The organism is Candidatus Abyssobacteria bacterium SURF_5 (assembly GCA_003598085.1).
Taxonomy (GTDB): Bacteria; Abyssobacteria; SURF-5; order SURF-5; family SURF-5; genus SURF-5.
Genome location: QZKU01000091.1, coordinates 21,516 through 46,534, shown reverse-complemented (window position 1 = coordinate 46,534; position 25,019 = coordinate 21,516). Strand labels below are relative to the sequence as shown.

Here is a 25,019-nt window from a genome sequence, read left to right as displayed (position 1 = left end):
CCGCTTGCCGCCCGCTTCGCTACCTGCTGTACGAGCAATTAGCAGGATAATCACGTTTCAGATTATAAAGTCAGCCAGGCTTTTCCTGGCACACCAGAGACGCACATGCGCACTGTCTTCCACCAATGCCCTTCTATGCCCGTCGGAACGATATGACAGCGAAATCTACCGCGCTTGCCCTTAACTGTTTTAATCTTGGGTAGTTTGTTAAAGCTTCCTTGTTTTTCTGAACCCACTTGTTTCCCTCCTTCGTTCTCATACTGCTGGTTCCTTGCGACCGCCGAGAATGCGCGAAAGCTCCTGCTCGATATCGTAAAGCCCGAAGAAGCCCACATTCGCTTCGGACTCGAATCCCACCAACACGTCCACCTCGCTATGCGAGCTGAAATCCTCGCGCAGTACCGAGCCGAAGAATGAGGTTTTCTGATTCGATTGCCGCGGCAGAACTCGGCAAGCGCTTCTTGCGGGACCTTTAATTGGACCTCAAGTTGCCCCCATTGTTTTTCAACACCCCCCGAGTGGCAAGTCTGGGGTCAGACGATTGCGGATTGAAAAGAGGAAGGATTGATCCACGAAAGCACTATGGGACGCGGGATCCGGCGGTCATCGGGCACCCGTGTCCATTTCAGACTCGTGTATTCGAATCCTGCCGACTTCAACTATCCAAAGTCTTTTCTCTATTGCCAAGCGAGAAAGAGAATCGAGAAACTGGAAAATCAATTGTTCCAGCAGCGCGAGACTTGGATTTCGAGGAACTCGAATGACAACCACACCCGCGGTACCAGTTGGAGGGAAATGCGTCACATCAGAGAAATCCAGGTCCAGCGTGACGAGGCATCGCTCTTCGCGACAGCAAACCTCGTATAGACGTTGGTCTGCACAGCCTTGCAGCCCTTGGCTCCTGACCGTCTGTACATCATGTCCCGAAGCCATGAAGAGTTCCTGCGTTCGCGAACCGAAGTTCTCGTCGAGCTTAAATTTCATCATTTCGTCCCGGACGGGATTTCAATGTAACGTTCTCGTGACATCTCGGCTCCGTACGCAATGGCGGCGCGAATGTCTTCCTCTGTCAATTGCGGATATTCCTTGAGTATCTCTTCAACTTTCATTCCGTCTGCCAGGAAATCCAAAATAAGAGACACCCATATTCGTGTCCCGCGAATGCAAGGTTTGCCGAAGCAAACGTTCGAATCAATAGAAATGCGCTTCAAAAGGGGGTTCATAAAGATTCCCTTCTTTCATAGGACTATTCTATCCAGGCTCCTATCTTCTCAAGGGATAGCCTGAGGCCTTCCGTCTTCTGAGGACATTATAACGCCGTGATTGAATCATTTCAAACCTTACCGGCGCCCCCTCCTATTTCCCGATGCAGAACTCTCCGAAAATCCTGTCAAGCAATTCGTCGGTGACCACGGCGCCCACGATCTCGCCGAGCGAATCGAGCGCTTCGCGCACATCGAGCGCGACAAATTCAACAGAGAGCCTGTCCTTCTGCGCGCGCAATGCATTTTCAAGCCCTGCCCGCGCTGTTTCCAGAGCCGCCCGATGTCTCAGCCGCGTCACCAGTATCTCTTCGGGCGCGATGGCTGCTCCTTCCGTTACCTCGTCGAAGATCGCCTGCTCGAGTTCCTCGATGCCGTCCCCGGCGGTTGCCGACGTCCGAATTATGCGCCTGCCCGGCAGATGGGCGCCGAGCGGATCGAGATCGGCGTCGGGTTTCAGATCGGCCTTGTTGGCGACAACGATCACATGAGGCTTCTCCCGCAGCTTCGCGATAATCCGCTGGTCCTCGGCGGTTGGCGCGTTCGCCGAATCGATGACGAACAGCACCAGGTCGGCTTCATCGATCGCCTGCTCGCTGCGTTCAACCCCGAGCCGCTCGATTGTGCAGCCCGGCTCCCGGATGCCTGCTGTATCGCACAAGCGCAAAGCGATTCCCCGCAAGTTTACCGATTCAACGATGACATCGCGCGTGGTTCCGGGTTCCTCGGTCACGATCGCACGCGGCTCGGAAAGGATCGCGTTCAAAATGCTCGATTTCCCGACGTTCGGCTTGCCGACAATTACAGTCGATACTCCGTCGCGATACAGTACGCCACCACGCGCATTCTGCAAAAGCTCCTCTATCTCGAGTTTGATCTGCTGCAGGCGCGCCGAAAGGCTTCCTCCCTCGAGTTGAGGAACCTCGTCCTCCGGAAAATCGATTGTCGCCTCCAGATGCGCCAGGCAGTCGGCCAGCCTGTTGCGAAGTCCCAGAATCCGCTCGCTCAGTTTTCCGCGAAGCTGACTTGCGGCGGCCCGGAGTCCGGCTTCGGTCTTTGCGGAAATGAGATCGGCCACGGCTTCGGCCTGCGCCAGATCAATCCTTCCGCCTAAAAAGGCGCGCCGCGTAAATTCACCCGGTTCGGCAAGCCGTGCGCCGTTTTGCAGCGCCAGTTCCAGCGTGCGGCGAACGGCTATTATTCCGCCGTGACAATTTATTTCGACCACGTCTTCGGTCGTGTAGCTGTGCGGCGCGCGCATCACGCTCACGAGCACCTCATCCACCAGGGAGACGCCGTCGAGCACGCGCCCGACCACAAGCCGGCGATCAGGTTGATGGGCGAGCGGTCGCCCATCGCTCGTTGTGATCAGTCGGTCTGCGATCGCAACGGCCTGGGGACCGCTGAGCCTGACGATCCCGATGCCGCTGTGGCCCAGTGGCGTCGAGACGGCGCAAATTGTCTGATTGTCAATCATGTCTTTTCCAAAAAATGAGCCCCGGAACCGCTGTAATCGATCCCGGGGTATCGCATCAATAGATTTCCTGTAAGAAGCCGGTTTTCGGCGGCTCCGAGGAGAGCGTTATCGCTTCGGCTTGATCACGACATTTTTGAGCGGGCCTTCCCCGCGGCTCTGGGTATGTACCTCGTGGTCATCCTTCAGCGCCATGTGGACGAGGCGCCGCTCGCCCGCGGAAAGCGGTTCGGTCTCCATCTCGCGCCGTGAGCTTTTTGCCTTCGACGCGAGCCGGCGCGCCATGGACTCGATCATCTCTTTTCGGCGCTGCCGGTAGCCTTCGACATCGATGAGAACCGGTTTGGAGTTGTCTTCCCGCTTCGCGCAAATTCGGCTGACTATGTATTGCAGGCCCTCGAGATTCTTGCCGCGGCGTCCAATCAGAATGTTACTGTCCTCGCCTGCTTCAATCGAGAGAACGATCTTATCCTCGCTCGCCTTTTCCGTGATGCGGGCTGAAAAGCCCATATGATGGAGAAGCTCCTCGAGCACCTGTTTCGCCGAGCCCGGCGGAGCGGAAACGACCGATCGCTGTTCGACAATCGGGCGGGGAGGCAGAGTAGCGGTGACGGTCGCCCTTGGCGAGAAGTCAGGTGTTGCGGGCTGGGCGGGCGCAACGTCATCCGAGTCCACAAGGGTCGCCCTTACTTTCGCCTGCTTGCTGCCGATCATCCCGAATAGGCCTTTGCTGCCTTCGTCGATAACTTCCACCTGCACCTTATCACGTGTGGTATCAAGCACTTCAAGTGCTTTCCTGATCGCTTCTTCCGGGGTCTTTCCTTCAACTTCAATTGATATCATACGTGCTTCCTTTCTTTCAGGGCGCTGCTAAGCCGCCTTTTGAACGAAATACTGCTGCACCAGCCCGAGTACTGTCGAGACGAGAAAGTAGACGGTGAGTCCCGACGGCATGCTGTAGAACAGGAACCCGAAGATGACCGGCATGTACTGCATCATTTTTTGCTGCGCCTCGCTTTGGCCGCCTCCGGCCATTGGGGTCATCTTCTGCTGTATCACCATGGCCCCGATCACCAGCAGAGGGAGAAGGTTGAGCGAAAAATTGAATGGCTGCGTGATGGTGAACAGCCTGTCCGGCTCGGAGAGATCCACCATCCACAGGAACCGGGCGCCGCGAAGTTCGACCGCGTACCTGAGCGCCTGGAACAGCGCTATGAATATCGGCATCTGGAATGCGATCGGCAGGCAGCCCCCCATCGGATTGACTTTGTTCGTCCGATACAGTTCCATCATCTTCTTGTTCATTTCCTGCGGGTTCTTCTTGTACTTCTCCCTGATCTCATTCACCTTCGGCTGAAGCGACTGCATCGCTCGCATTGAGCGGTAGCTCTTCTGGTTAAGCGGGAACAACGCCAATCGAACCACGATTGTCAGCAGGATGATCGCGAGCCCGTAGCTTTGTACGGCTTTATTAAACCACAGCAATGCCGCCAGCAGCATCTTGGCAAAGATGTCGAAGAACCCGAAATTCAGTATCTGGCCGTATCCGGACCCGCAACTGTCGAGCACTTCCTTGAGCATCGGCCCTGCGCAGATGCGGACACTGTGGCCCGCCAGACCGTCTGGCTCAACCTGCAGCGGCTGCATATTCAAGCTGATCCCTACCAGTTCCTCCTTTTCCCCGAGCGGCTCGATCCGTGCGCTCACCACCGTGTCGGCAGGCTCAAGCGACGCAAAGAAGTACTTTCTTTTCAGCCCGATCCACTTCAGCTCCTCTGAAAACTCTTCCTCCTTTTTCAGTTTCCTTACCGTCTCCTGATCGAAATTCTTTCCCACCAAGTGCACCCCGACAAGCTCGTCGGATTTCGGCGTTTTCTCCGGACTTTCCAGGCCCGGCGCCCAGATCACCGAGTAGCTCGAACGCCCATTCCCAATCGAAAGCGCAGCCTGTCCGGTATTCTGGAAGACGGTATGCATGACGAACGAGTAATGCTGCGGTCCAAAAACGAATCCCTTGATCAGCCTCAGCTCCGGCGACAGCTGATGCGAGAAAACCAGGACGCTGCTTTCCTGCAGGCTTCGCGCCCGCTGCGCGAGCGCTTCGCCCGAACCCTGCGCCGGCAACTCATTGCTGAGCGCCGCTATGACCAACGACCGCAAATCGGGGTCATTCTGGCCCTTCGGCAGAGTTTCCTCGAGCAGTCGCCGCACCTCGGTCTCGCCGGAAGCGGAGCCAACACCTGCAGCGGCCTCAAGCGCCTGCTGCGCTACCTGCTGGAGCGCGGAATCGGTCGGCTCGTACAGGGCATGATTATAGAGGAACTTTTCCGAATCGACACCGAATTCAGGGGCATGGAACTCGAGAGCCAGCGGTTTCTGCAGACTCGTTGTTTGCGGGACCAGCTCAACTTTGCCGCCCCGTTTCGATTCGAATTCCGGGAGTTTCAACGAAACAAGATGGCCTCCCAGCGTGCTGAAGGTGGCCTCCAGGTTCGGCGTTTTCACTACGACGTCGCTCGCCTGACCAAGGAGGTCTGAGGACACTTCTTCCGTAACGGACTGATACTCGATTTGAGGATTTTGGGGCTCGGCGGGCTGGTCATAGACTCGCTCGATCGCCTGCTGGGGCGGGACCTCCCGCGCCGGAGGCTTCGGCGCAAAAAACCGGCTCCACACGATCATGACAATCAGCGACAGCACGATCGCGATGAGCATATTTCGCTGTGTTTCTCTATCCAAAAATACTACTCCTTCTCCACAAGGTCCGGCCGCGGCAAGCGCTTAAGGCACGGGATCGATTCCACCTTCGCATAGGGGGTGACATCTGAGAAGCCTCCGAACAGTCAGATAAGAACCTTTCAGCGCGCCATACTTCCTGACAGCCTCGAGCGCATATTCGGAGCAGGACGGGTAAAAGCGGCAAGCAGGCGGGAGAAGCGGAGACACAAATGTCTGGTAGAGCTTTATAAGAAGAATGAGTAATAAACGCATCAAAAAGCTCCGCTCTTCCGGAGCAACTGAAAAAGCTGTTCGGCCAGCTCGTGGTGCGGAAGGTCAAGCGCGGGCGGTTTGATGATGATTATCAGGTCGTTTTTTTCCAGTATTCGGTGTTGGTTGAGCCTGACTATCTCTTTTAGTGCCCGTCGGATTTTATTACGCTTAACCGCCTTCCCCAACCGCTTGCCGGCTACGATGCCCAACTTTCCCCTGCGGCCCTCTGCCGGACAGGCATAAATTGTCAAATACCTGCTTGCTTCCCTGTGCCCGGCGCGGTATATCTTCTGGAATTCGTGTTGCTTGTGTAACCGTCGAGCTCTCGGAAAGCCATATTCGATCATTTCGGGCCGCGGCGTCAGCCGCTGACGGTCAATCTCGCACGGCCTTTGCGCCTTCTGCTGCTGAGAACTCTTCGCCCTCCTTTGGTTTCCATTCGGGCGCGAAATCCATGCGTTCGTTTTCTCTTAAGGCCTGATGGCTGGTATGTCCGCTTCACAAGTCAATCCTATTCTCTATGTTCGTGGTTTCATGATCAGACGCCGCCGTTCGTAAAACAAAGTGCTATTTCAACATATTATACTGTAGGAAAGAGAAACATGTCAAGCTGTCGAGCCCGCGCGGTTTTCGGAAAATGCGATCTCTTGCTTTTTCATGGACCGCTTCGAGTGGCTGCCGGAAAGCGCCCGCCGAGCTTGCGATGTATTCAATTTCGCTCCAGAAGACCTGCTCCCAACAAGTATTCGGCTATCGCTTCGGCCAAAACTCTGTTCCCCTCGGGATTCAAATGGAAATCGAGCGGCGCCAGATGCAAAACCGAATTCTGCCCGCGCTGCTTGAAAGCCTGCGTCAGGTCAAAAAACGGCACCGACAGCTTGTCGCATTCTTCTCTGAAAAGGTCCGCAACATACGAATCCTCTCTCGATCCATATATCTGTTCATAAGAAGGGAAAGAGATGAAAACGAGCCGGGCGCCTTGCTGATTGCATAGGTCGGCCATTATCCTGAGAATCGACACGTAATTCGAAATCGCACGCTTCACCTGGGCCGATTCCGGCTCGGCTAGGACAAGATTATCGACCGGCCCCCACCGCTCAACAAAGATATCGACGTTCTTTTGGAAATCGTCTCCTCCCGGAATCTCATAGCGGTCGCTCTTGTCGATGCTTTCCTGCTCTCTTTCATGTGTCCGGTAAAACCTGCTCATGCTCCGCAGATATGCGTCATAACCCCATTCGCCCGCAGCTGTTTTCGTTATGCACCAATCGGCTATCCTCTTGCGCAGCGGCTGCTCGGGCGAATAAGAAAGCAACTGATCCAGAGACAGTTCCTTGATATCGGAGATATCATTCGGCACAAATAACAGCAACACCAGGTCCGGCTTGAGCGGCAGGACGACCTCGCGAAGGATGAAGTATTCCTTGTCGATGGAACTTCCTCCATGCGCTGCATTTATGACTTCCACATTTCCCTGTCTCTCTCGAAAGATTTGCTGGAGAAGATACGGATACGTAGCGTCGTTATCCACAAAAAAACCATCCGTCATCGAATCGCCCACGGCCGCAATTCGGACGGCGCCCTCAGGTTTTGCGAACGAAATCTCGTCACCGCGAAATCCGAGGGAATTGCTCTTTACGGTATAGGGAATGACGCCCCATGTCATCTCCATCGTCTGATTTGGCGGATATAAGGCCTGACTGCTCGTAGTAATGAAGTCGAATCGCCCGCGAGGAAGCCGCAGAAAAAGCCGCAGCACGCCTTCAAACGACAAAATGAGCAGCGTCGTGATCAGAAGCACTTGAAGCGAGGAGAAAAGAAGGGCTTTATCAAATCGAACGTTGAGGAAAGAAAGCTTCATTCATCACTCTTTGCGGTACCAATTATTAATATAGGGATATCGGTTTAAAAGAAAGCCGATGCGCCCGAAAGCAAAAGCAATCGATAACCGTCTCACTTGCGAATATATAGGAGTATCGGGATTCTTGTCAAGGAATGGCTGCCGTTCTTCATCCGTCAGCCGAAGTTTTCTCTTCTTGTGCAATAGAGTAGAACCCTTGAGACTGCTTGATATTTTTGACGTGTTGGTATATCTTATTTCCAAGTTCTTGAATCAGAGGCGGCCCTCCGGGAGAAAACATAATGCGCACTTTTTTTTGGTTCGTAACCATTCTGTTATTCTTCGTTTCCCCTTTATCCTGCGGCGGTTCCACATCGCAGAAGGTGGTCAAGATCGGGGCGATTGTTCCGTTGACCGGTCCGGCGGCGGCGCCAGGAAACGAAATGAATAATGCCGTCATTCTGGCCGCCGAAGAATGGAATTCCGCGGATAAAATGGGCGGATACAAAATCGTTGTGGACAGTAAAGATGACGCCTCAGACCCGAAACAGGCCGTCTCAGCGGCACATGCCCTGATGTCGGACCCGCTGGTGTTCGGCGTGGTCGCTCATTTGAACAGCGGCTGCTTCTTGCCCGCTTCGAAAATCTACCACAGCACGGGGGTCGTTGCCATAAGCGGGGCGACAACGAACCCGCAGATCACACTCCAGGGATTTCCGGAAATATTCCGCATATGCAGCACCGATCTCGTACAGGGAGAGATAACCGGCCGCTGCATCAGGGACCTGGGGTACAGCCGGGTCGCCGTTATCCATGACAAGACGCAATACGGCATGGGATTGGCCGAGGTCGTCCGGGATACCGCTGCCAAACTGGGGTTGCAGGTTGTAAGCTTCGACGGCATCGACGTCGGCGAGAAGGATTTCCGGGCGCTGCTGACCAAGATAAAAGATCAGAGGCCGGACGTTGTTTATTTCGGCGGCATGTACGATGAGGCGGGCCTGATCGTTGCCCAGATGCGCGCCCTGCAAATGGACCAGCAGTTCATCAGCGACGACGGCGTGTTCGGACAGGACTTCATCGATGCGGGCGGCGCCGAGACCGAAGGCGCAATCATCAGCATGGTCGGCGCTCCTCTGACGGAACTGTCGCAAGCCGATGATTTTATGCGGAAATACGAGCAGCGCTTCGGCACGAAAATCCAGAATTACGGCCCGTATGCGTATGATGTTGCAAACATCCTGTTGAGCGCTCTCGCGCGCGTCATCGAGCGCAACGGCCGTCCCGACAAGGCCCTCCTTCTCGAAGAGGTGCGCAAAACCGAGCACGACGGCGTTATCGGTCGCACATCCTTTGACGAGAAGGGCGACACTCGTAATCAGCTCATTACCCTCTATCGTGTTACCGAAGGCAAATTCGTCCCTTTCAAGACTATGAGCCTCAACGAGTAGCATGAGCCCAACCGCTTTTTTTCAGCAACTCGTGAACGGGCTGACCCTCGGCGGCATGTATGCCCTTGTCGCCCTCGGCTATACGATGGTGTACGGGGTCATCCAGCTTATCAACTTTGCGCACGGCGAAGTCTTCATGCTGGGCGCATTCCTGGGTTTGACAATCCTGCATCTGGCGGCGCGGATCGGGGTCGGCAGCTCCGCCATCGCGCTCGGGTTGGCGTTTGTCGGCTCGATGGCAATCACCGGTTTCGCCGGCATCGCAATCGAGAGAATCGCGTACCGGCCGCTGCGCCACTCGCCGCGGATCACCCTGCTCCTGTCCGCGGTGGGAATGTCGATCTTCCTGCAGAACATGGTCATGCTCTTGTATAGCCGCGACATGCAGCCGTTCCCTCGCAGCGTGCACGGCGGCTTCGATATCGCGGGAGTCATCATCGATAACATACAGGTGCTCATTTTGGCGGCAAGCCTAGCGTTGATGGTGGGCCTCGATCTGCTGGTGCAAAGGACGCGGCTTGGCCAGGCCATGCGCGCGATTGCGCAAGACCTCGAGGGATCCCTGATGATGGGTATCGACGCCAACCAGGTGATCCGCCTGACGTTCCTGATCGGATCGGCGCTCGCGGCCGCGGGCGGAATCATGAATGGCCTGTATTACGGCGGCATCAAGTTCGACATGGGCTTCATTATCGGGATCAAGGCCTTCGCCGCCGCGGTCCTAGGCGGAATCGGCAGCCTGCGCGGAGCGATGCTCGGCGGATTGATCCTCGGACTGAGCGAGACATTGCTTGTGGCGGCCCTTTCCTCTCTGGGAGTGCCCGAAGCCTTCGATTATAAAGACGTTATTGCGTTTGCGCTGCTGATCGCGGTGCTCATCTTCAAGCCGTCGGGCCTGCTGGGCGAGCGGGTTGCTGAAAAAGTGTAGATCATGTTCAAAAGACTTGGGGCCATAGCGCCGGTTGCCGGCGCATTCCTATTGATAGTAGTCGGACTCTCGATCCGGCCCCCGCTGATTTTCGCCGTTTTCCTCATCGCCACTGTCGCCGCCGTTTATTTTGTCTCGCGCCGCGGATTGACTTCCCGCCTCAGGGAGATTATCACCGAAAACGCGCGCACGTATCATTTGACCATCCTGACGTGCTGCGTCGCTTATCCCATCGTCTTCACGCTTCTGGGAAATGTGTATTGGATTCATGTCGCCGTGCTGGTCGGCATCTACGTCTGCCTGGCGCTCGGACTCAATATCACGGTCGGGTCGGCCGGGCTCCTTGACCTCGGATACGTCGCATTCTACGCGATCGGAGCTTACGTGTCGGCCATCTTTTTCCGCAATTATCCCGATGCCCGCTGGATGTTCTGGGTCATCCTGCCGTCTGCGGGTCTTCTTGCCGGATTGTTCGGACTGCTGCTCGGAAGCCCCACGCTCAGGCTGCGCGGCGATTATCTCGCCATTGTGACTCTCGGCTTCGGGCAGATCGTGCGGATCATCCTGAACAACTGGGAGTCGGTCACAAACGGGCCGAAGGGGATCTCCGATATCCCGTCTCCCGCGTTCGGGCCGTATTCATTCGATATGGGAATCGCGCTGGGGCCCCTCTATTTGCCGCGGGTCGCAACGTTCTATTACCTCATCCTGCTTCTCGCGATCGGAATCGCCGTCGCCGCCCATCGACTTAACCATTCGCGCATCGGGCGCGCATGGATCGCCATTCGCGAGGACGAACTCGCCGCCGCAAGCTCGGGCATCAACGTGACCGCCCTCAAACTGCTCGGATTCGGCATCGGCGCCAGTTTCGCGGGGATGGCGGGCGTCATCTACTCCAGCCTCATGACCTTCGTCGATCCGATGAGTTTCACTTTCATGGAGTCGGCCATGATCGTCTGCATGGTGGTGCTCGGCGGGATGGGCAGCATTCCCGGCGTGATCGTCGGCGCGGCCGTTCTCGTCGTTCTGCCGGAAAAGCTGCGCGAATTTCAGCAGATACGCATGCTGCTGTTCGGCGCGGCATTGATCGCAATGATGATCTTCCGCCCCGAGGGACTCATCCCGAGCAGGCGGCGCAAACAGGAGCTACTGGAAACCGAAAATGAACCGGAACGTGCCGCTGCTGCAAGTCTGTCGCTTAAGTAAATGGTTCGGCGGGCTGAAGGCGCTCGATCAGATCGACTTGCACGTCGAGCCGAACGAGATTCTCAGCATCATCGGGCCGAACGGATCGGGCAAGACAACGCTGTTCAACCTCGTCTCCGGCATCTATCAGCCCGACGAAGGCGATATCCTGTTCAATCCGTCCGGCCGGGCGCCTGCAAATATCAAGAAGATGAAACCGCACCGGGTGACAGCTGTCGGCATCGCCCGCACGTTTCAGAATATCCGCCTCTTCGCAAACATGTCCGTGATCGAGAACGTCATGGTCGGAATGCACTGCCGCACGCGCTCCGGTCCGCTCGATGCCGTATTGCAAACGAAACGGGCGCGCGCGGAAGAACAAAACGTTGTCGAGGAGGCGAAGCGGTTGCTGGCGGTCTTCCGGTCGCAGCTCGCGCCGGTGATGAACGAGCCGGCAAAAGCGATCCCTTATGCATATCAAAAACGCCTCGAGGTGGTGCGGGCGCTCGCCAGCCGGCCCAAACTGGTGCTGCTCGATGAGCCTTCAGCGGGAATGAATCCGCACGAGCGCAGGGAGTTCATCGACGACTTGAAGCGCCTGCGCGATATGGGATACACGCTGATGGTGATCGAGCACGACATGATGATGGTAAAGGGACTGTCCGACCGGGTGATCGCGTTCGACTACGGCCGCAAAATCGCCGAAGGCTCATTCGAAGAGGTTCGCGCCAACGAACTGGTAATCGAGGCGTACCTCGGGAAAAAACATGTCTCTGCTTGAATTGAAACAAGTGACTGCGTCATACGGGCTCACCCGAATCCTGCACGATGTGTCCCTGCGCGTCGAAGCCGGCGAGATCGTCTGCCTTCTCGGCAGTAACGGCGCCGGCAAAAGCACCACCATGAAGACGATCCTCGGGCTGGTGCCGCCGCAGACCGGCTCCATCACGTTTCAGCAGGAGCGGATTGACGGATTGCCTTCATCGCAGGTGGTCGCGCGGGGGATATCCACGGTTCCCGAAGGCCGGCGCATTTTCCCGAAGCTCTCGGTCGAGGAGAACCTGCAGATCGGGGGTTTCAGCCGAAAGCAGGCCCTCGCCAAACTGCGCCCCGAGCTCGAACGAGTCTATGAGATTTTCCCGCGACTGAAGGAGCGGCGGCGGCAGTCGGGCGGAACGCTGAGCGGCGGCGAACAACAGATGCTGGCGATCGGGCGCGCGCTGATGACCCGGCCGAAGCTGTTGCTGATGGACGAGCCGTCGATGGGGCTTTCGCCCGTCCTGGTGGACCAGATATTCGAGATCATCCAGTCGATCAATCGAAGCGGCGCCTCGATCCTGCTCGTCGAGCAGAACGCGCAGATGGCGCTCTCGATAGCCGCGCGCGGCTACGTCATGCAGACCGGCCAGATCGTTTCCTCCGGCACCGGCTCGGACCTCCTCAACAGCGAAGAAATCCGTTCCGCCTATTTGGGCGGGTAGATAGAAGGAAGCTCCGACCACGAACCCGAACGAATCAATCAGGAACCGCCTCTCCTTGCCTGTCACGCGCACTCGCGTGGTCAGGCGCCTCGCCTGATGCATGCCGACGAAGAGAGATAGACGCCGTCCCGGACTTGATCCGGGATCGCGCAAACTTTTGCCGCAAAAGACACATCCACAGGAGCAAACAGAGGAAACGGAGGTTTTTCATTTTTCCAAACGCGCCCAAATGTAACCGCGTCGAAGGAGAATAAGAAGAATGACCGGGTAAATCAGGAGAATGGCCATAAGAAATGCTGCAATTAAAATTCCAAGCAGAGGCTGAGCCACGTCTGGCTCCTGCAATGCGCCCAGTGAGGATTGCACGAGGGAAAATATGCTTGTGATGATTGTACCAATAGCAGCAAAACCCGATAGAATGCGCCCCCATCGCATAAAAGAAAGAAGTCCTAATCCGCCGATAATGAACATTATCGAAAAGGCAGACCTCCACGTGAAGGGCGACAAATGAAAATCGAGCGGCTGTCGCGGCGGAAATAATTTTATGATCATGAACGGCAACATTTGCAGAGAGATCAGTCCGAGACCGTAGAGGATGTTCAGCATCCCGAGAACGGCCGTCGTGCGTGCCTTGCCTTCTCGCGACGGTTTTGGTTCTCCGGGTAATGTCAAACTAAGTCCTCCTTGATCTCAGAAGGAAAAAGAGGTTGGGGGACAGATTTCCTCATAATCAAGATGAAGCATTTTCCGCAGAATCTATTCTTTCCTTTTCCACTCAGAGTGAAGAAGTTGCCTGCGCAAGTGAAGCGATTGTCGCACGTTCCACAGTTCCTCCCTTTCAGCCCCCTGGTGCAGGAGGCTGAGGCAAGAACGGCGAGCGAAAGATGGAAAGATACGAATGTTCAGAGAGTAGATGACGGCGGTAAGGGAGATGCTATCCACCGTCCGAAATATCCCCCCGCAGCAACGCAGGCAAATAAGAATAGAGCTTTGATGTATGGTAGAGATTTGACGGGTGCCATGAGATTCCAGCTTATTCCTTCAATAGTGAAAGGAACCCAGAAGAAGAGAAATCCAAGGAGGAGCCACAGTAATGTGAGTCTGGTCTTCTTGAAACCAATCCAGCATCCTCCAAAAAAAGATGATACGGCCAGGCCCATTATGAAGACTTGCCTTCCTATTTCCCGATTTGTGCCAAGTTCTATGGTGGCGGCGGCAGTGAAGAAGGGCAGGAGAAACAGGACTTGAATCGGCAGATAACCCATTACAGTAACTACAGACTGGCGAATTGAAGAATGTTTTTCTTTCCGCAGCGTCTTCCAGAGCGGCCAGCCCGCTAAAAGTGCCAACACGTCCAGGATGTTGCGGACGAGAAGCTGAAATGGGTCGACATTCCCGCCGGCCGGATGCCACCTGAATTCCTCAAGAATCCTTGGGAGGAGCAGCAGCCCAAACAACAGCCAGGAGAGCCAGAAGATGGCTGTTGGGTCGCTGTGTGCAAACTCAAAAGCTTTTTGTAGACGTCTGCGCCACCAAAGAAAATGATCAGGTTTCAGATTCCGCTTTCAAACCAGGAAGAAGGAATTATCCGTCTCCTTTGTTTGCTCCCATAATATTCTTTTTATTCTTTTTCAGTCTGTATAAAACAAGTTTCTCTAATTTGCACCTTTACGGCCGGCGAGCTGACGCGATGCATCAATCTTCGGGGAGTTTCGGCAAGTCGGAAAGGGGCTTCGTGAATTTTGCCAGGTCAAAAGGCCGCTGGTCTTTCATAACGTAATAAATCTCAGTTGCGACGGCGACTCCAATGAGCTGCTTCGCTTCCTCTTCGGAAAGGCCCTCACCCAAAAGCCTGTCATACGTTTGCCGAGTTTCGGGCGGGTCCAGGTCTCTCAGTTGGTTTTCAACGACCTCCATAATGGCCGCATTCAAGTATTTGTTGCCGCGCATGATTGGTTTCTCCTTGAAAAGCTTTTGCAGGCGGCCGCATTTGGATGAGCAGTCTATGCTATCCCGTGACGGGGCCGGAGGTCAAGCAGAAAGAATCGGAAATCTTCCGTCTCCTCCGTTTGCTCCTGTGAATGTCCTTTCTTCTTTTTCGGTTTGTAAATAACCAGGGTAATCCGCCAATGACTCCTTTTTTCATTCGTGCGCTTCGGCTTTGGTTTGGTCATTCGTGATAAACAATGTTCTGGCCGCAAAGAACTCCTTGCCGCGGTGCTTGAAGAATTCTTTCCGCGACTGCTATAGTAGCGGTCAAAGATTAACGTGATTCCATGCGGTGAATAGAATGGTCAACAGAATTCTATCCGCGATAGTTGCGCTAATCTATCTCATTGCGGCCTATCGGCTCGGAGGCGCTGGCGGTGTCATCCGCTGCATTGCCTTTCTTGTGCTCCCGCTTGCCTGCATATGGTTCAGCAAAGAAATGGAATCATACACCGGAATCATGCGACTGCAGAGCGTTGACACTGAATCGCCGGGATGCCTTGTTATCGCTTGCGGCTGGCTGCTCATGCTTCTGCCGCTGATCGTCGGCCTGATTTGGCATTTCCAGGGAAACTGACGATAAGAAAGAGCCCTTAAATGAGAAGAAAAATCGTCTTCATAGTCGCAGCAACATTCCTGGTTGTCGTCGCGGTTGGCGGGACATGGGCCGCGCGTCTGATCCGTAGAAGCCTGCCGCAGACCAGTGGCGAGATTGTACTCCCCGGCCTCGAGCACGGCGTCGAAGTCAGCCGCGACAGCTACGGCATACCTCATATACAGGCCCAATCGGAGAATGATCTCTATTACGCGCTCGGGTTCGTGAACGCGCAGGACAGGCTCTGGCAACTGGATATCTTCCGGCGCCTCTCGCAGGGACGCCTCGCCGAGATATTCGGGCCCGAGCTGATCCCGGTCGACCACAGGCACCGGGTGCTCGGCTTTCAGCGGCTGGCGGAAAAAATTTGGGCAAACGCGGGCGAAGAGTCGAAGACGATCTGCCGCGCCTATGTCAACGGCATAAATGACTATATAGAAAGATACCCTGACCGCCTGCCGTTTGAGTTTCTGCTGTTGAGATACAAGCCTGAATTGTGGTCGCCCGAGAACGTGTACGGCGTGCTCATGTGGCAGCAGTGGATGGTCACATTCAATTGGGAGTCCGAGCTCGCGATGGCCGGCCTCGTGCATGACATGGGGGCCGATGCGGCGCTCGAGCTGATCGAGACCCACAGGGAGCGCGGCCCCAGCATCATCCCGGAAACTGAGAAACAGTACGACATCGTGCCTGCTCGCATAGACAAGACAATCATTCCGCCGGAGTTTGATTATAGTCTTATCAAGTTCGAGGACAAGGAAGCGACGCCGATACAAACGGCGGCGCACATGGGATTATTCACGGACAGAAGCCAGGTATTCGCGAGCAACGCATGGGCAGTGAGCGGACAAAGGAGCCGCTCCGGCAAACCGATGCTGGCCAATGACCCTCACATCCCGCATACCTTGCCGTCGATATGGTATATGGCGCGCCTGTCGGCTCCCGGCATCGAGGCGGCAGGCATCATGACAAGTGGCGTTCCAATGATTGTGATGGGTCACAACCGCCGCATCGCCTGGGGCGACACGACCACCGGCGCCGACACGCAGGACCTCTTCATCGAGAAGCTGAATCCTGAAAACCCGAACGAATACTACAACGACGGCTCGTATCAGCCGTTCGACATCATCAAGGAGACCATCCACTATCGGGAAAATGGCGAACAGAAAGCAGTGGAAAAGCAGATTCGGCTCAGCATCCGCGGCCCGATCATCAATGAGATCTCGGACCCGCCGGTTCAAGCCGGCATGCCGCTCTCGCTTCATTGGGCGGGGTACGAAGTTTCCGACTCGCTCATCACTTCGCGCCTGATGCTCAAGGCGGCGAATTGGGATGATTTCCACGAGGCCCTGCGATACACGGCCACACCGGTGTGGAATTGGGTGTACGCGGATGCGAACGGCAATATCGGGTATCAGCTTGCCGGCATGATTCCGATCAGAAGAAAGGGCCGCGGGATGCTGCCGGCGCCGGGCTGGCTGAACGAATACGAGTGGGCAGGCTACATCCCCTACGACGAGATGCCGCGCCTCCTCAACCCATCGAGCGGATATATCGTCACCGCGAACAACCGGGTGACTCCGGACGATTACCCGTATCTCATCTCGACGCGTTACGCCAATCCATACCGGGCAGAGCGAATAGAGGAGCTCATCCTCGCGCAGGAGAAACTCTCTGGGGAAGATATGCAGCGCATCCAGATGGACGTCTACTCGAAACAGGCGGCGCACGTGCGGGACATCTTCGTGGAGGCGTGCGAGAGGTATCCAACGGACGATCCGGACTTCAAGCAGGCGGTGGATCTTTTGAAGAAATGGGACCTGATGGCCGACCGTGACAGCGCCGGCGCCGCGGTTTTCTTTGAGAGTTATGCGACGCTTGCGAGAGAGATCATCGATGGCAGAATGAAGCCCGGCCAGTGGAGGCGGATTTATCGGTCAGTAGCGGACCTCGACGACATGTTGGGGAATATCGCGCTCGCGATATGGTTTGATGATCCCTCGACAGAAAGTGTGGAGTCGCAGGACCAGGTGATTGCCGAATGCGCGGGCGAAGCAGTAAAATCATTGAGGCGCTTCTATCGCCGCCCCCCCGACGGGTGGAAATGGGGACAACTTCACACGCTCACCTTCTCGCATCCGCTGGGGCGCTCCGGAATTGCGGCGAAGCTGCTGAACCTCGGCCCGTATCAGTTGGGCGGCGAAAATTATTCTGTCAACCCGGGCAACTATTACTTCGATCTGGACCAAAAGCCCTATCCGGTAATCGCCGGCCCGTCAATGAGAACAGTCATGGACTTCGGAGACGTGGACGCGGCGCGAATGGTCATCACGCTCGGCCAGTCCGAAAATCGGTTCAGCCGCCACTATGCGGATCAATTGCCGCTCTGGCTCAAGGGAGAATCGCTTCCTCTGTGGAAAAACGCAGAGGAGACGGGAGAGTGTGAAGACAAACTGGTGCTGATACCATTAGTACCGACGGCTGCCCCGTAAGGGCGGGTTTGAAACCCGCCCCTACAAAGCCACAGACAACAGTGGATTGCAATTATGAATCTATTCAGCAGCCGACTTGGGGCCAAGCGAAGGGGACTGGCTCCATTTAGGGAATTATCTCAAGTGCCTCGTTGAGCGCAGCGAAATCCCGCGCCTCGCGGGATAGAATGGTGCCTGTCCCCGAAGCACAACCCCCCAGCATAGAGGAACAGACATGGACATAACGATTTTCGGAGCGGGCGCGCTCGGAAGCATATGCGGCGCGTATCTGACGCGGGCCGGCCGAAACGTCACCCTCGTTGAGCCGTTCAAGGAGCACCGCGAGCGCATCAGGAAAGGCGCCCTCATCGACGGCGTGCGCGGCGAGATGATCGTCCCGCTCAATGCGGTCGAGGCAAAGGACCTGTCGGGCCCTCTCGATCTCGTGCTGCTGACAGTCAAGACTCCCTACACGATGAATGCGCTGAACGACATCAAGCCGTATGTCGGGCCGGACACGCTGATTGTGACGCTGCTGAACGGAATCAGCGAGGATACCATCGCGTCGGTTTTCGGTCCCGAGCGAGTTTTGGGATGCGTCGTCGGCTGGGGAGCGACCAACGCCGGTCCCGGCCATCTGACGCAGACCTCGGAAGGCAAGTTCACGCTCGGCGAGCTTGACGGCAGGATTACCGAGCGGCTGAAGAGCGTGAAAGGTGTGCTCGACGATATCGTCGAGACGCTGCTGACCGATAATCTGTACGGCCACCGCTGGTCGAAGCTCAGCATTAACTGCCTGATAGCCGGCTGCGGCACGCTCGGGCAGACCGTCGGTGAGGCGCTCGCGCCCGAGCGCAACAAGAAAGTTTTCGCCCGTCTCGTCGCCGAAGTCATTAGAACCGCCGAAGCCTGCGGAGTGAACGTCGAGAAATTCGAGGGCGTGGTCGATCCCACCATCTTTACCGCAACCGATGAGGAAAGCATCGAGCGCTCGATGCAGATACTCGACATGATGGCCGCCGTCGCCGGCAATATCTATCCCGGCCCGCTGCAGGACATCGAAAAAGGCCTCAAGACCGAGGTCGATTATATCACCGGCTATTGCGTCGACCGCGCGCTCGAAAAACGCGTTTCCGTCCCAATCAACGCGAAGGTCCGCGAGATCATCAAGCAAATGGAGACGGGCGAGGTCATCCCTTCTCCGGACAATATCGCCATCCTCGAATCAGCCGCTGGCTAAAGGCGCTTATCGCCCCGTGGAATTCGAGAGCTTCTTCGTCGCTTTGCTCCTCAGAATGACAATTCTGAGAGAGGTTTGATGCGCGAGTGTTGAGGAAGAGGCCCTTTGATAACGGCCCCGCTTGCCCCTCCAACTGCTTTCTGCTTGATGACGGCAAGATATTGAATCCGTCTGACGCGTGTGGTATTCTTTAAGAAAGAACACTCTATCGGGAAGGAACAGGAGTTAAATTTGACGCTAAAGGCCGGCATGTATGACGGACGAACTTCCAAGGTTGAATAAAAAGAAGGTGACGGTCACAGCCCTGAATGATATTGAGGAAGAAAAGAAGTACTGGCTGTCAAGAGGACCGCTGGAACGCCTTCGCGCTGTCGAGATAAGCCGAAGAATGGTCTATGGGAAAGATCGAGTTACATCCAGACTTCAAAGACTTTTTGAGACTGCTGAACTCCAACGCCGTTGAGTATCTGATCGTCGGCGGCTATGCGGTTGGATACCATGGCTACCCCCAGCCACGGGCTATCTCGATATGACCGGCCGTCGCCGGAACTTTCGTCCTTCCCGACGCACCCGTCTAAAGATTGAAGATATTGTTGCTTTCTGATAATATTGCGCCAGCAATAGGAGCAGCATCTTGTCCTTTGATGCAAGCGGTTCTTTACTTACGAAGTAATTGCTCTTGGCCGTCTTCAGGCGCATCCTTGTAGGAATTGCTGCTGAAGAGTTCGAACAGGAGGGTACGGCATGGATTTGGTGCGAATCATCATCGCTATTTTGCTTCCGCCCCTTGGAGTGTTCCTGCAGGTTGGATTCGGCATGCACTTCTGGATCAACATCCTCCTCACCCTGATGGGGTACATTCCCGGCATTGTCCATGCCATATGGGTAATAGCAAAAAAATGACGCGGGCTGACTGAAACGATTTCGGCGCAGGCCGCGGCGCCCCGGCGGCACAGGAGACCCGATAAAGCCGAGATGTCTCATACCGAATCGAACGCCGGCCGAGGGCGTTGCGATACGAGCAGCACGCTGCCTTGCGACTCTGGCGGCGGGTCCCACCTGACAGAAGGGAGATTCCTTCATGAATACGCTCGCCTCCTTTGTGAAATCTTCGCGAACTGCAAAATCCATTATCGTGATACTCTCGCTCGTCTCCCTGTATGCGCTCTTCGGATTTTTCATTGCACCGTTAATTGTGAAGTCGGTCCTCACTTCAAACATCAAGAAGACCCTAGGGAGAGACGCGTATCTCGAGCGGCTCCGGCTGAATCCGTTTGCCTTGTCGCTGACCGCGAACGGCTTCAAGCTTTACGACCTCGATGGAGAGCAGTTCACCGGCTTCGGCGAGCTCTATGTCAATTTCCAGACATCTTCTCTTTTCCGAAGGGCGTTTACGTTTGCTGAAATCCGTCTGATTGCACCCGATACGCGCGTAAGGGTTTTTCCTGACGGAACCCTCAACTTTTCAGATCTCCTCAAGCCTTCCGACCAGCCGGAGCCCCCATCGGACGAACAGGGCGAGCTGCCGCAGGTGCTGATCTTCCGGCTCTCGGTCGATGAGGGCCGTATCGCCTTTCTGGACCTCTCGCGCCCGACGCCATTCGAGAGAACCTTTTTCCCGATCCAGATTTCACTCGAGAACTTCAGTACGCAGAAAGACAGTGACAGCCCGTATGCATTCACCGCAAGCACTCATGAGCGCGAAGCCTTCAGATGGGAGGGCAACTTGTCCGTCAATCCCGTGCGGTCCCAGGGCAATTTCTATCTGAACGCGATCCAGGCGCCGAAACTCTGGGAATACTTCCAGGACCGGGTGAATTTCGATATAACCGACGGCGAGATCAGCGTCGCCGGCCAATACGACGCGCAACTCGGCGGAGGCGAATCCCGGATCAAGTTGCTCAATGGCCGGGCTACGCTCAAGAACTTCAAGCTTGCGGAAAGAGGCGCCGCCGATCCGCTCACTTCGATATCCGCGTTCGCTGCGACGGGCATCGAGATCGATGTCTTGGAAAAACAGGTGACCGTCTCTTCCGTCAAATCCACGGACGGCCGCTTCGTGACGTGGCTCACGCCCGAGGGAACGTTCAACTATCTCGACCTGATCATGAAGGAGTCGGCTTCCGCAAAGGCAGATAAAGCCGCGCCGAAGGCCGAACAAGCCGCCGCGGACGATTGGGTGGTAACCATCAACGAGACCACGCTGTACAAGTACGCCGTTTCATTTGAGGACCGCACACACAAAAAACCCGTGCGCATAAACCTGGATTCCATCGAGGCGTTGCTGAAGAACATCAGCACCCGCAAGGGAACGCGCATAGATATGGCGCTCGACCTCAAGATAAACGAGACGGGAACGATGGCAGGGGAGGGACAGGCCGGCATTGATCCCCTGTTCGCCGATCTTGCGCTCAAATTTTCAAAGATATCTCTGAATCCATTCAACTCTTATGTCGCATCCGCGGCCAATCTCAGCATCCTGGACGGCGCATTGAATCTGGAAGGCGCAGCCAAATATCGCGCGCTCGGCGATAACGGGCCGATGATCCGCTATGTTGGTGGTATCTCTCTGGACAACTTCAAGGCAGTGAGCCAGGTGTACGCGGACGACTTTCTAAACTGGCAATCGCTTGCATTCAAAGATTTCTCCCTCGATCTCAAACCCGACAGCCTGAAGATTTCGGAGGTCGTCGCCACAAAACCCAACACTAGAGTGATAATTTGGCCGGACGGCTCATTGAACCTCACGAGCATGTTTTCCCGCAAGACTGAAGGGAAACCCGCCGGCGATCAGCCGGGCCCAGACCGGCAACCGATGCCGATCGCGATCAAGAAGATCAGCATCAATGGCGGGGCCGCCGGGTTTTCGGACCTCTCGCTCACGCCGAATTTTTCAATCGGCATTCGTGACCTGAAGGGGACAGTCAGCGGGCTCTCGTCAAAGGCTCTTGCGCGCGCCGACGTTTCGCTCGAGGGCAAGGTCGACGCTTACGCGCCCGTCAGCATCCAGGGCCAGATCAATCCGTTGAGCGAAGACGTATACACCGACCTGATGCTGCTGTTCAAGAATATCGAGCTCACCAGCTTCACGCCCTATTCAGGCAAGTTCGCGGGCTACGCCATCGAGAAGGGCAAATTATCACTGGACCTGAAATACAAAGTCTCGCAGAACGTCCTTATCGGCGAGAACAAGATCGTTCTGGACCAGCTCACTCTGGGCGAACGGGTGGAGAGCCCGAGTGCGATAAAGCTGCCGATCGGTCTGGCCATCGCATTGCTCAAGGACTCCAATGGCGTTATCGATCTGGACATTTCCATTCGTGGAGACCTCAACGACCCGCAGTTCAGCTATGGGCATATCATTTTTCAGGCCGTGATGAATATCCTTGCGAAGGCGGTTACCTCTCCGTTTGCAATGATTGGAGCGCTCGTCGGGGGGAGCGGCGAAGAACTGAGTTTCATCGAGTTTCAATTCGGAAGCCCGGAGCTTGGCCCCGTCCAGATCGAAAAGCTCGATACCCTCGCGGCGGCGCTCTCAAAGCGCCCCATGCTTCGGCTTGAGATCAAAGGAAAGGCGGATACGGAACACGACCGCATGGTGCTGGCTGATCAAAAATTATCGAACCAACTGAAAAATACCAAGCTGCAAGAGGACGGAGAGCGAAAACATCCTGACGGCGTCGAGGGAATTGTGCTTTCCAACGAAGATTACAGCCGCCTTGTCCTTCAGACCTATATCGAAACGTTCGGCGAGAACCCCAGAACTCTGCTCGAGGCGCCGCAGGAATCAGCCGCCGACGCTGGAGGCCTTTCCCCACAGACACCGGAGCAAACGCGCGGAGCCGGAGAAAGGATTCTGAATGCCGGGCAGGGGCTGGTCGACAACGTGCAAGGCTTGCTCGGCCTGAGATCGAAAACATCCATCGAGAGCAGGGCAGTGGTCCGGGAAATGGGAAAATCATCGGGATCGCTCGACACATTGGTTGAAAGAGCGCGCCATCGACTGATCGAGAACACGCCGGTCGAGGAAATCGAGCTTCGCCTTCTCGCGCAAGAGCGGGCGAATCGAATCAAGGGATACCTGATCGACCGGCACGGCGTCTCCAACGACAGGCTTTACCTGCTCGATCCGGAGCTGGGGCCGGTATCCGACGGCGCCGCGTTGCGCGCCGATCTCACGCTTGGCGGATGAACATCGAAGCTACACTAAAGAAGATCAATCCGCTGCTCTTTGGTTCATTTGCGATTGGCTGCACGGGCGTCTTAGGTGCGAATTCATGTAAATCCACTGCTTCTGGTAGATCGGCCACAATCTTGAAACCTATCCTGCCTTTTTTCCTCCCGAATTTGCCCACGGCCTCAACCACATCCCCGGCCATCGCGCTTCAGGCTGAGCGTCTCGAAGTCGCGTTTGCCAACCTCGAGTTTTGACCGATCCGCATAATCCCTTCTTGCGTTAAGTCTGCGGTGCAGACCGTTCCTCTCTATGAAGTTGTATCGAATGGGTATTGCCGGTCGGTCGATCTGGACAGGGAATTTTCCCGACACTCACTCCGCCGAAATTCGCTGTCCAGTGCGATGCCCGGCCACACCGATCATGATTTTTGGCATCTCGGAATGGCGCAACACCTTGAATAGTGAACTTTTCCCGCCGCCGATTTTTTACAAAGTCCCCACCAGAAACCCTGCTCCCAATACCGGAAAGGCCTAAAAGGCCTTTACAGATATCAAATTGAATGCCAAAATTGTTCGAAGGGAAAGGTAGAGCTTCATATCTCCAGACGCTCGCGTCCCTCGTTAACCGGAACATGCTCGAATGAAATGGGAGGAACCAATGACCACTACTGCGGTTAAAGGACTCGAAGGCGTCGTCGTTGCCGATTCTCAGATCTGTTACATAGATGGAAACAGGGGGATACTCGCCTATCGGGGCTATCCCATAAATGAGCTGGCCGACGGCGCCAGCTTCGAAGAAATCGTTTACCTTCTATGGTACGGTAAGCTGCCGAACCGGGACGAGCTGGAGGCCTTCCAAAAGCAGCTTGCGGCCGAGCGGGACCTGCCTCAGCCGATTATCGATTTTATCACCGCGGCGCCGGTCGACGCACATCCGATGGACATCCTGCGCACGGCCGTGAGCGCACTGGCGCTGCACGATCCCGAGACCGAAGACGCCTCGCGCGAGGCGAACCTGCGGAAGGCGGCGCGCCTCGTGGCCAAGACGCCGACCATCATTGCCGCCTTCAATCGCGTTCGGAACGGCCTGCCGATCGTCTCCCCGCTCAAAGACAAGAGCCTTGCTGAAAATTTCCTCTATATGCTGGCAGGGCAAGAGATGATGCAGGTGCTCAACCGCGTGCTCGACGTGTGCCTGGTGCTGCATGCCGATCATGACCTGAATGCATCCACCTTCGCCGCGCGCGTGACCGTCAGCACGCTCGCCGATATCTACAGCGGGGCCACCTCCGCGATTGGAACCTTGAAAGGGCCGCTCCATGGCGGCGCTAACATGCGCGTCATGCAGATGCTGCTCGAAATCGGCAGCCTCGAAAAAGTCGACGAGTACATCCAGACTCTCCTCGAAAAAAAGGGCAGAGTCATGGGCATCGGCCACAGGGTCTACAAGACGATGGACCCGCGTGCGAAAATCCTGAAGGCCTACTCCAAATGGATGAGCGAACACGGGTGCGGCCCGCTCTGGTACAGCATGCTCACCAGGATCGAAGATATCATGCGCCACGAGAAAGGAATGGACCCTAACGTCGATTTCTATTCGGCATCTGTCTATTACTGTATGGGCATCCCGCTCGATCTATACACCGCCATCTTCGCGATGAGCCGCATGGCAGGCTGGACCGCTCACATCCTCGAACAGCAGGCAGATAACCGGCTGATTCGGCCCATCTCCAATTACAAGGGGCGCATGAACGAGAAACTCATCCCGCTCCAGAATCGATAGCGGCGGCGGAAGCGCGACCAATTGGCGGCCGCAGTAATCCATACCTCCGTAGTGGCGGGTTTCAAACCCGCCCCTACAACACAATCATCAGGAACAGATTCGTTTTTTTCTCGCCATATCTTTCCGCCTCTGCGCCTTTGCGGTTAGACAGAG

Annotated in this window: 25 protein-coding genes; 12 read left to right on the top strand and 13 right to left on the bottom strand. The window is 55.8% G+C overall.

Going from position 1 to position 25,019, the window contains the following annotated elements; genetic code table 11:
* Positions 1–255: 255 nt before the first annotated feature.
* The 10 genes from C4520_13180 to C4520_13135 form a co-directional block, all read right to left on the bottom strand.
* The gene (locus tag C4520_13180; GenBank protein ID RJP19396.1) at positions 256–477 is read right to left on the bottom strand and encodes a hypothetical protein; all 222 of its coding nucleotides are present in this window, start codon (positions 475–477) and stop codon (positions 256–258) included.
* A 126-nt stretch (positions 478–603) separates the two neighbouring features.
* Positions 604–984, bottom strand: coding sequence for a hypothetical protein (locus C4520_13175; protein ID RJP19395.1), 381 nt, complete (start codon positions 982–984; stop codon positions 604–606).
* Positions 984–1,229 carry a DUF433 domain-containing protein gene (locus C4520_13170; GenBank protein ID RJP19394.1) on the bottom strand — a complete coding sequence of 82 codons (246 nt, stop codon included), beginning with the start codon at positions 1,227–1,229 and terminating at the stop codon, positions 984–986. The genes C4520_13175 and C4520_13170 overlap by 1 nt, the downstream gene beginning before the upstream one ends.
* Positions 1,230–1,356: 127 nt before the next feature.
* On the bottom strand, positions 1,357–2,739 hold the full coding sequence (gene mnmE, locus C4520_13165; protein RJP19393.1) for a tRNA uridine-5-carboxymethylaminomethyl(34) synthesis GTPase MnmE: 1,383 nt from the start codon (positions 2,737–2,739) through the stop codon (positions 1,357–1,359).
* Positions 2,740–2,844: 105 nt separating this feature from the next.
* The gene (locus C4520_13160; GenBank protein RJP19392.1) at positions 2,845–3,579 is read right to left on the bottom strand and encodes a protein jag; all 735 of its coding nucleotides are present in this window, start codon (positions 3,577–3,579) and stop codon (positions 2,845–2,847) included.
* Positions 3,580–3,606: 27 nt separating this feature from the next.
* Complete coding sequence (locus C4520_13155) at positions 3,607–5,451, bottom strand: membrane protein insertase YidC (GenBank protein RJP19391.1); 1,845 nt, start codon at positions 5,449–5,451, stop codon at positions 3,607–3,609.
* Between the two features lie 66 nt (positions 5,452–5,517).
* Positions 5,518–5,730, bottom strand: coding sequence for a membrane protein insertion efficiency factor YidD (yidD, locus tag C4520_13150; GenBank protein RJP19390.1), 213 nt, complete (start codon positions 5,728–5,730; stop codon positions 5,518–5,520).
* Positions 5,727–6,074: a ribonuclease P protein component gene (rnpA, locus tag C4520_13145; protein ID RJP19389.1), complete on the bottom strand. Its 348-nt coding sequence runs from the start codon at positions 6,072–6,074 to the stop codon at positions 5,727–5,729. The genes yidD and rnpA overlap by 4 nt, the downstream gene beginning before the upstream one ends.
* Before the next feature lie 14 nt (positions 6,075–6,088).
* Positions 6,089–6,229, bottom strand: a complete 141-nt coding sequence (locus tag C4520_13140) for a 50S ribosomal protein L34 (protein ID RJP19388.1) — start codon at positions 6,227–6,229, stop codon at positions 6,089–6,091.
* A gap of 207 nt (positions 6,230–6,436) precedes the next feature.
* Entirely contained in the window at positions 6,437–7,588 is a 1,152-nt protein-coding gene (locus C4520_13135; protein RJP19387.1) for an SGNH/GDSL hydrolase family protein, read from the bottom strand.
* Between the two features lie 281 nt (positions 7,589–7,869).
* Here C4520_13135 and C4520_13130 point away from each other — a divergent pair, with 281 nt between their 5' ends.
* The 5 genes from C4520_13130 to C4520_13110 are packed head-to-tail and all read left to right on the top strand — an operon-like array spanning position 7,870 to position 12,612.
* Positions 7,870–9,018 carry a branched-chain amino acid ABC transporter substrate-binding protein gene (locus C4520_13130; GenBank protein RJP19386.1) on the top strand — a complete coding sequence of 383 codons (1,149 nt, stop codon included), beginning with the start codon at positions 7,870–7,872 and terminating at the stop codon, positions 9,016–9,018.
* Between the two features lies 1 nt (position 9,019).
* Positions 9,020–9,946 carry a branched-chain amino acid ABC transporter permease gene (locus C4520_13125; GenBank protein ID RJP19385.1) on the top strand — a complete coding sequence of 309 codons (927 nt, stop codon included), beginning with the start codon at positions 9,020–9,022 and terminating at the stop codon, positions 9,944–9,946.
* 3 nt (positions 9,947–9,949) lie between these two features.
* Positions 9,950–11,152, top strand: a complete 1,203-nt coding sequence (locus tag C4520_13120; GenBank protein ID RJP19384.1) for a branched-chain amino acid ABC transporter permease — start codon at positions 9,950–9,952, stop codon at positions 11,150–11,152.
* Positions 11,121–11,912: an ABC transporter ATP-binding protein gene (locus tag C4520_13115; GenBank protein RJP19397.1), complete on the top strand. Its 792-nt coding sequence runs from the start codon at positions 11,121–11,123 to the stop codon at positions 11,910–11,912. The genes C4520_13120 and C4520_13115 overlap by 32 nt, the downstream gene beginning before the upstream one ends.
* Positions 11,899–12,612, top strand: coding sequence for an ABC transporter ATP-binding protein (locus C4520_13110; GenBank protein ID RJP19383.1), 714 nt, complete (start codon positions 11,899–11,901; stop codon positions 12,610–12,612). Before C4520_13115 ends, C4520_13110 begins: the two co-directional genes overlap by 14 nt.
* A 207-nt stretch (positions 12,613–12,819) precedes the next feature.
* On the opposite strand, the gene C4520_13105 is transcribed toward C4520_13110, so the two are convergent.
* Positions 12,820–13,284 (bottom strand): hypothetical protein, encoded by a 465-nt coding sequence (locus tag C4520_13105; GenBank protein RJP19382.1) that lies wholly within the window; start codon positions 13,282–13,284, stop codon positions 12,820–12,822.
* Positions 13,285–13,347: 63 nt separating this feature from the next.
* On the opposite strand from C4520_13105, the gene C4520_13100 reads away from it, so the two are divergent.
* Positions 13,348–13,860 carry a hypothetical protein gene (locus tag C4520_13100; protein ID RJP19381.1) on the top strand — a complete coding sequence of 171 codons (513 nt, stop codon included), beginning with the start codon at positions 13,348–13,350 and terminating at the stop codon, positions 13,858–13,860.
* A gap of 447 nt (positions 13,861–14,307) precedes the next feature.
* Here the strand turns inward: C4520_13100 and C4520_13095 are convergent, their stop codons facing one another.
* On the bottom strand, positions 14,308–14,562 hold the full coding sequence (locus tag C4520_13095) for a hypothetical protein (GenBank protein RJP19380.1): 255 nt from the start codon (positions 14,560–14,562) through the stop codon (positions 14,308–14,310).
* A gap of 340 nt (positions 14,563–14,902) precedes the next feature.
* Here C4520_13095 and C4520_13090 point away from each other — a divergent pair, with 340 nt between their 5' ends.
* From C4520_13090 to C4520_13070, 5 genes are all read left to right on the top strand, one after another.
* On the top strand, positions 14,903–15,178 hold the full coding sequence (locus C4520_13090) for a hypothetical protein (protein ID RJP19379.1): 276 nt from the start codon (positions 14,903–14,905) through the stop codon (positions 15,176–15,178).
* Between the two features lie 20 nt (positions 15,179–15,198).
* Positions 15,199–17,688: a penicillin acylase family protein gene (locus C4520_13085; GenBank protein ID RJP19378.1), complete on the top strand. Its 2,490-nt coding sequence runs from the start codon at positions 15,199–15,201 to the stop codon at positions 17,686–17,688.
* A gap of 214 nt (positions 17,689–17,902) precedes the next feature.
* Complete coding sequence (locus C4520_13080) at positions 17,903–18,907, top strand: ketopantoate reductase family protein (GenBank protein RJP19377.1); 1,005 nt, start codon at positions 17,903–17,905, stop codon at positions 18,905–18,907.
* A gap of 744 nt (positions 18,908–19,651) precedes the next feature.
* On the top strand, positions 19,652–19,810 hold the full coding sequence (locus C4520_13075) for a YqaE/Pmp3 family membrane protein (protein ID RJP19376.1): 159 nt from the start codon (positions 19,652–19,654) through the stop codon (positions 19,808–19,810).
* Positions 19,811–19,988: 178 nt separating this feature from the next.
* Positions 19,989–23,099: a DUF748 domain-containing protein gene (locus C4520_13070; protein ID RJP19375.1), complete on the top strand. Its 3,111-nt coding sequence runs from the start codon at positions 19,989–19,991 to the stop codon at positions 23,097–23,099.
* Here the strand turns inward: C4520_13070 and C4520_13065 are convergent.
* The gene (locus C4520_13065) at positions 23,083–23,286 is read right to left on the bottom strand and encodes a hypothetical protein (GenBank protein RJP19374.1); all 204 of its coding nucleotides are present in this window, start codon (positions 23,284–23,286) and stop codon (positions 23,083–23,085) included. The genes C4520_13070 and C4520_13065 overlap by 17 nt on opposite strands.
* A gap of 455 nt (positions 23,287–23,741) precedes the next feature.
* Between C4520_13065 and C4520_13060 the strand changes: the two genes are divergently transcribed.
* The gene (locus C4520_13060; GenBank protein RJP19373.1) at positions 23,742–24,866 is read left to right on the top strand and encodes a citrate synthase; all 1,125 of its coding nucleotides are present in this window, start codon (positions 23,742–23,744) and stop codon (positions 24,864–24,866) included.
* Positions 24,867–25,019 lie beyond the last annotated feature (153 nt).

Bases quoted from the DNA above. Each gene is read 5' to 3' on its own strand.
- C4520_13175 (RJP19395.1), bottom strand. From the start codon at position 984: ATGAAATTTAAGCTCGACGAGAACTTCGGTTCGCGAACGCAGGAACTC.
- mnmE (RJP19393.1), bottom strand. From the start codon at position 2,739: ATGATTGACAATCAGACAATTTGCGCCGTCTCGACGCCACTGGGCCAC.
- C4520_13160 (RJP19392.1), bottom strand. From the start codon at position 3,579: ATGATATCAATTGAAGTTGAAGGAAAGACCCCGGAAGAAGCGATCAGG.
- C4520_13155 (RJP19391.1), bottom strand. From the start codon at position 5,451: ATGCTCATCGCGATCGTGCTGTCGCTGATTGTCATGATCGTGTGGAGC.
- rnpA (RJP19389.1), bottom strand. From the start codon at position 6,074: ATGATCGAATATGGCTTTCCGAGAGCTCGACGGTTACACAAGCAACAC.
- C4520_13135 (RJP19387.1), bottom strand. From the start codon at position 7,588: ATGAAGCTTTCTTTCCTCAACGTTCGATTTGATAAAGCCCTTCTTTTC.
- C4520_13130 (RJP19386.1), top strand. From the start codon at position 7,870: ATGCGCACTTTTTTTTGGTTCGTAACCATTCTGTTATTCTTCGTTTCC.
- C4520_13125 (RJP19385.1), top strand. From the start codon at position 9,020: ATGAGCCCAACCGCTTTTTTTCAGCAACTCGTGAACGGGCTGACCCTC.
- C4520_13120 (RJP19384.1), top strand. From the start codon at position 9,950: ATGTTCAAAAGACTTGGGGCCATAGCGCCGGTTGCCGGCGCATTCCTA.
- C4520_13110 (RJP19383.1), top strand. From the start codon at position 11,899: ATGTCTCTGCTTGAATTGAAACAAGTGACTGCGTCATACGGGCTCACC.
- C4520_13100 (RJP19381.1), top strand. From the start codon at position 13,348: ATGAAGCATTTTCCGCAGAATCTATTCTTTCCTTTTCCACTCAGAGTG.
- C4520_13095 (RJP19380.1), bottom strand. From the start codon at position 14,562: ATGCGCGGCAACAAATACTTGAATGCGGCCATTATGGAGGTCGTTGAA.
- C4520_13090 (RJP19379.1), top strand. From the start codon at position 14,903: ATGGTCAACAGAATTCTATCCGCGATAGTTGCGCTAATCTATCTCATT.
- C4520_13085 (RJP19378.1), top strand. From the start codon at position 15,199: ATGAGAAGAAAAATCGTCTTCATAGTCGCAGCAACATTCCTGGTTGTC.
- C4520_13080 (RJP19377.1), top strand. From the start codon at position 17,903: ATGGACATAACGATTTTCGGAGCGGGCGCGCTCGGAAGCATATGCGGC.
- C4520_13075 (RJP19376.1), top strand. From the start codon at position 19,652: ATGGATTTGGTGCGAATCATCATCGCTATTTTGCTTCCGCCCCTTGGA.
- C4520_13070 (RJP19375.1), top strand. From the start codon at position 19,989: ATGAATACGCTCGCCTCCTTTGTGAAATCTTCGCGAACTGCAAAATCC.
- C4520_13065 (RJP19374.1), bottom strand. From the start codon at position 23,286: ATGGCCGGGGATGTGGTTGAGGCCGTGGGCAAATTCGGGAGGAAAAAA.
- C4520_13060 (RJP19373.1), top strand. From the start codon at position 23,742: ATGACCACTACTGCGGTTAAAGGACTCGAAGGCGTCGTCGTTGCCGAT.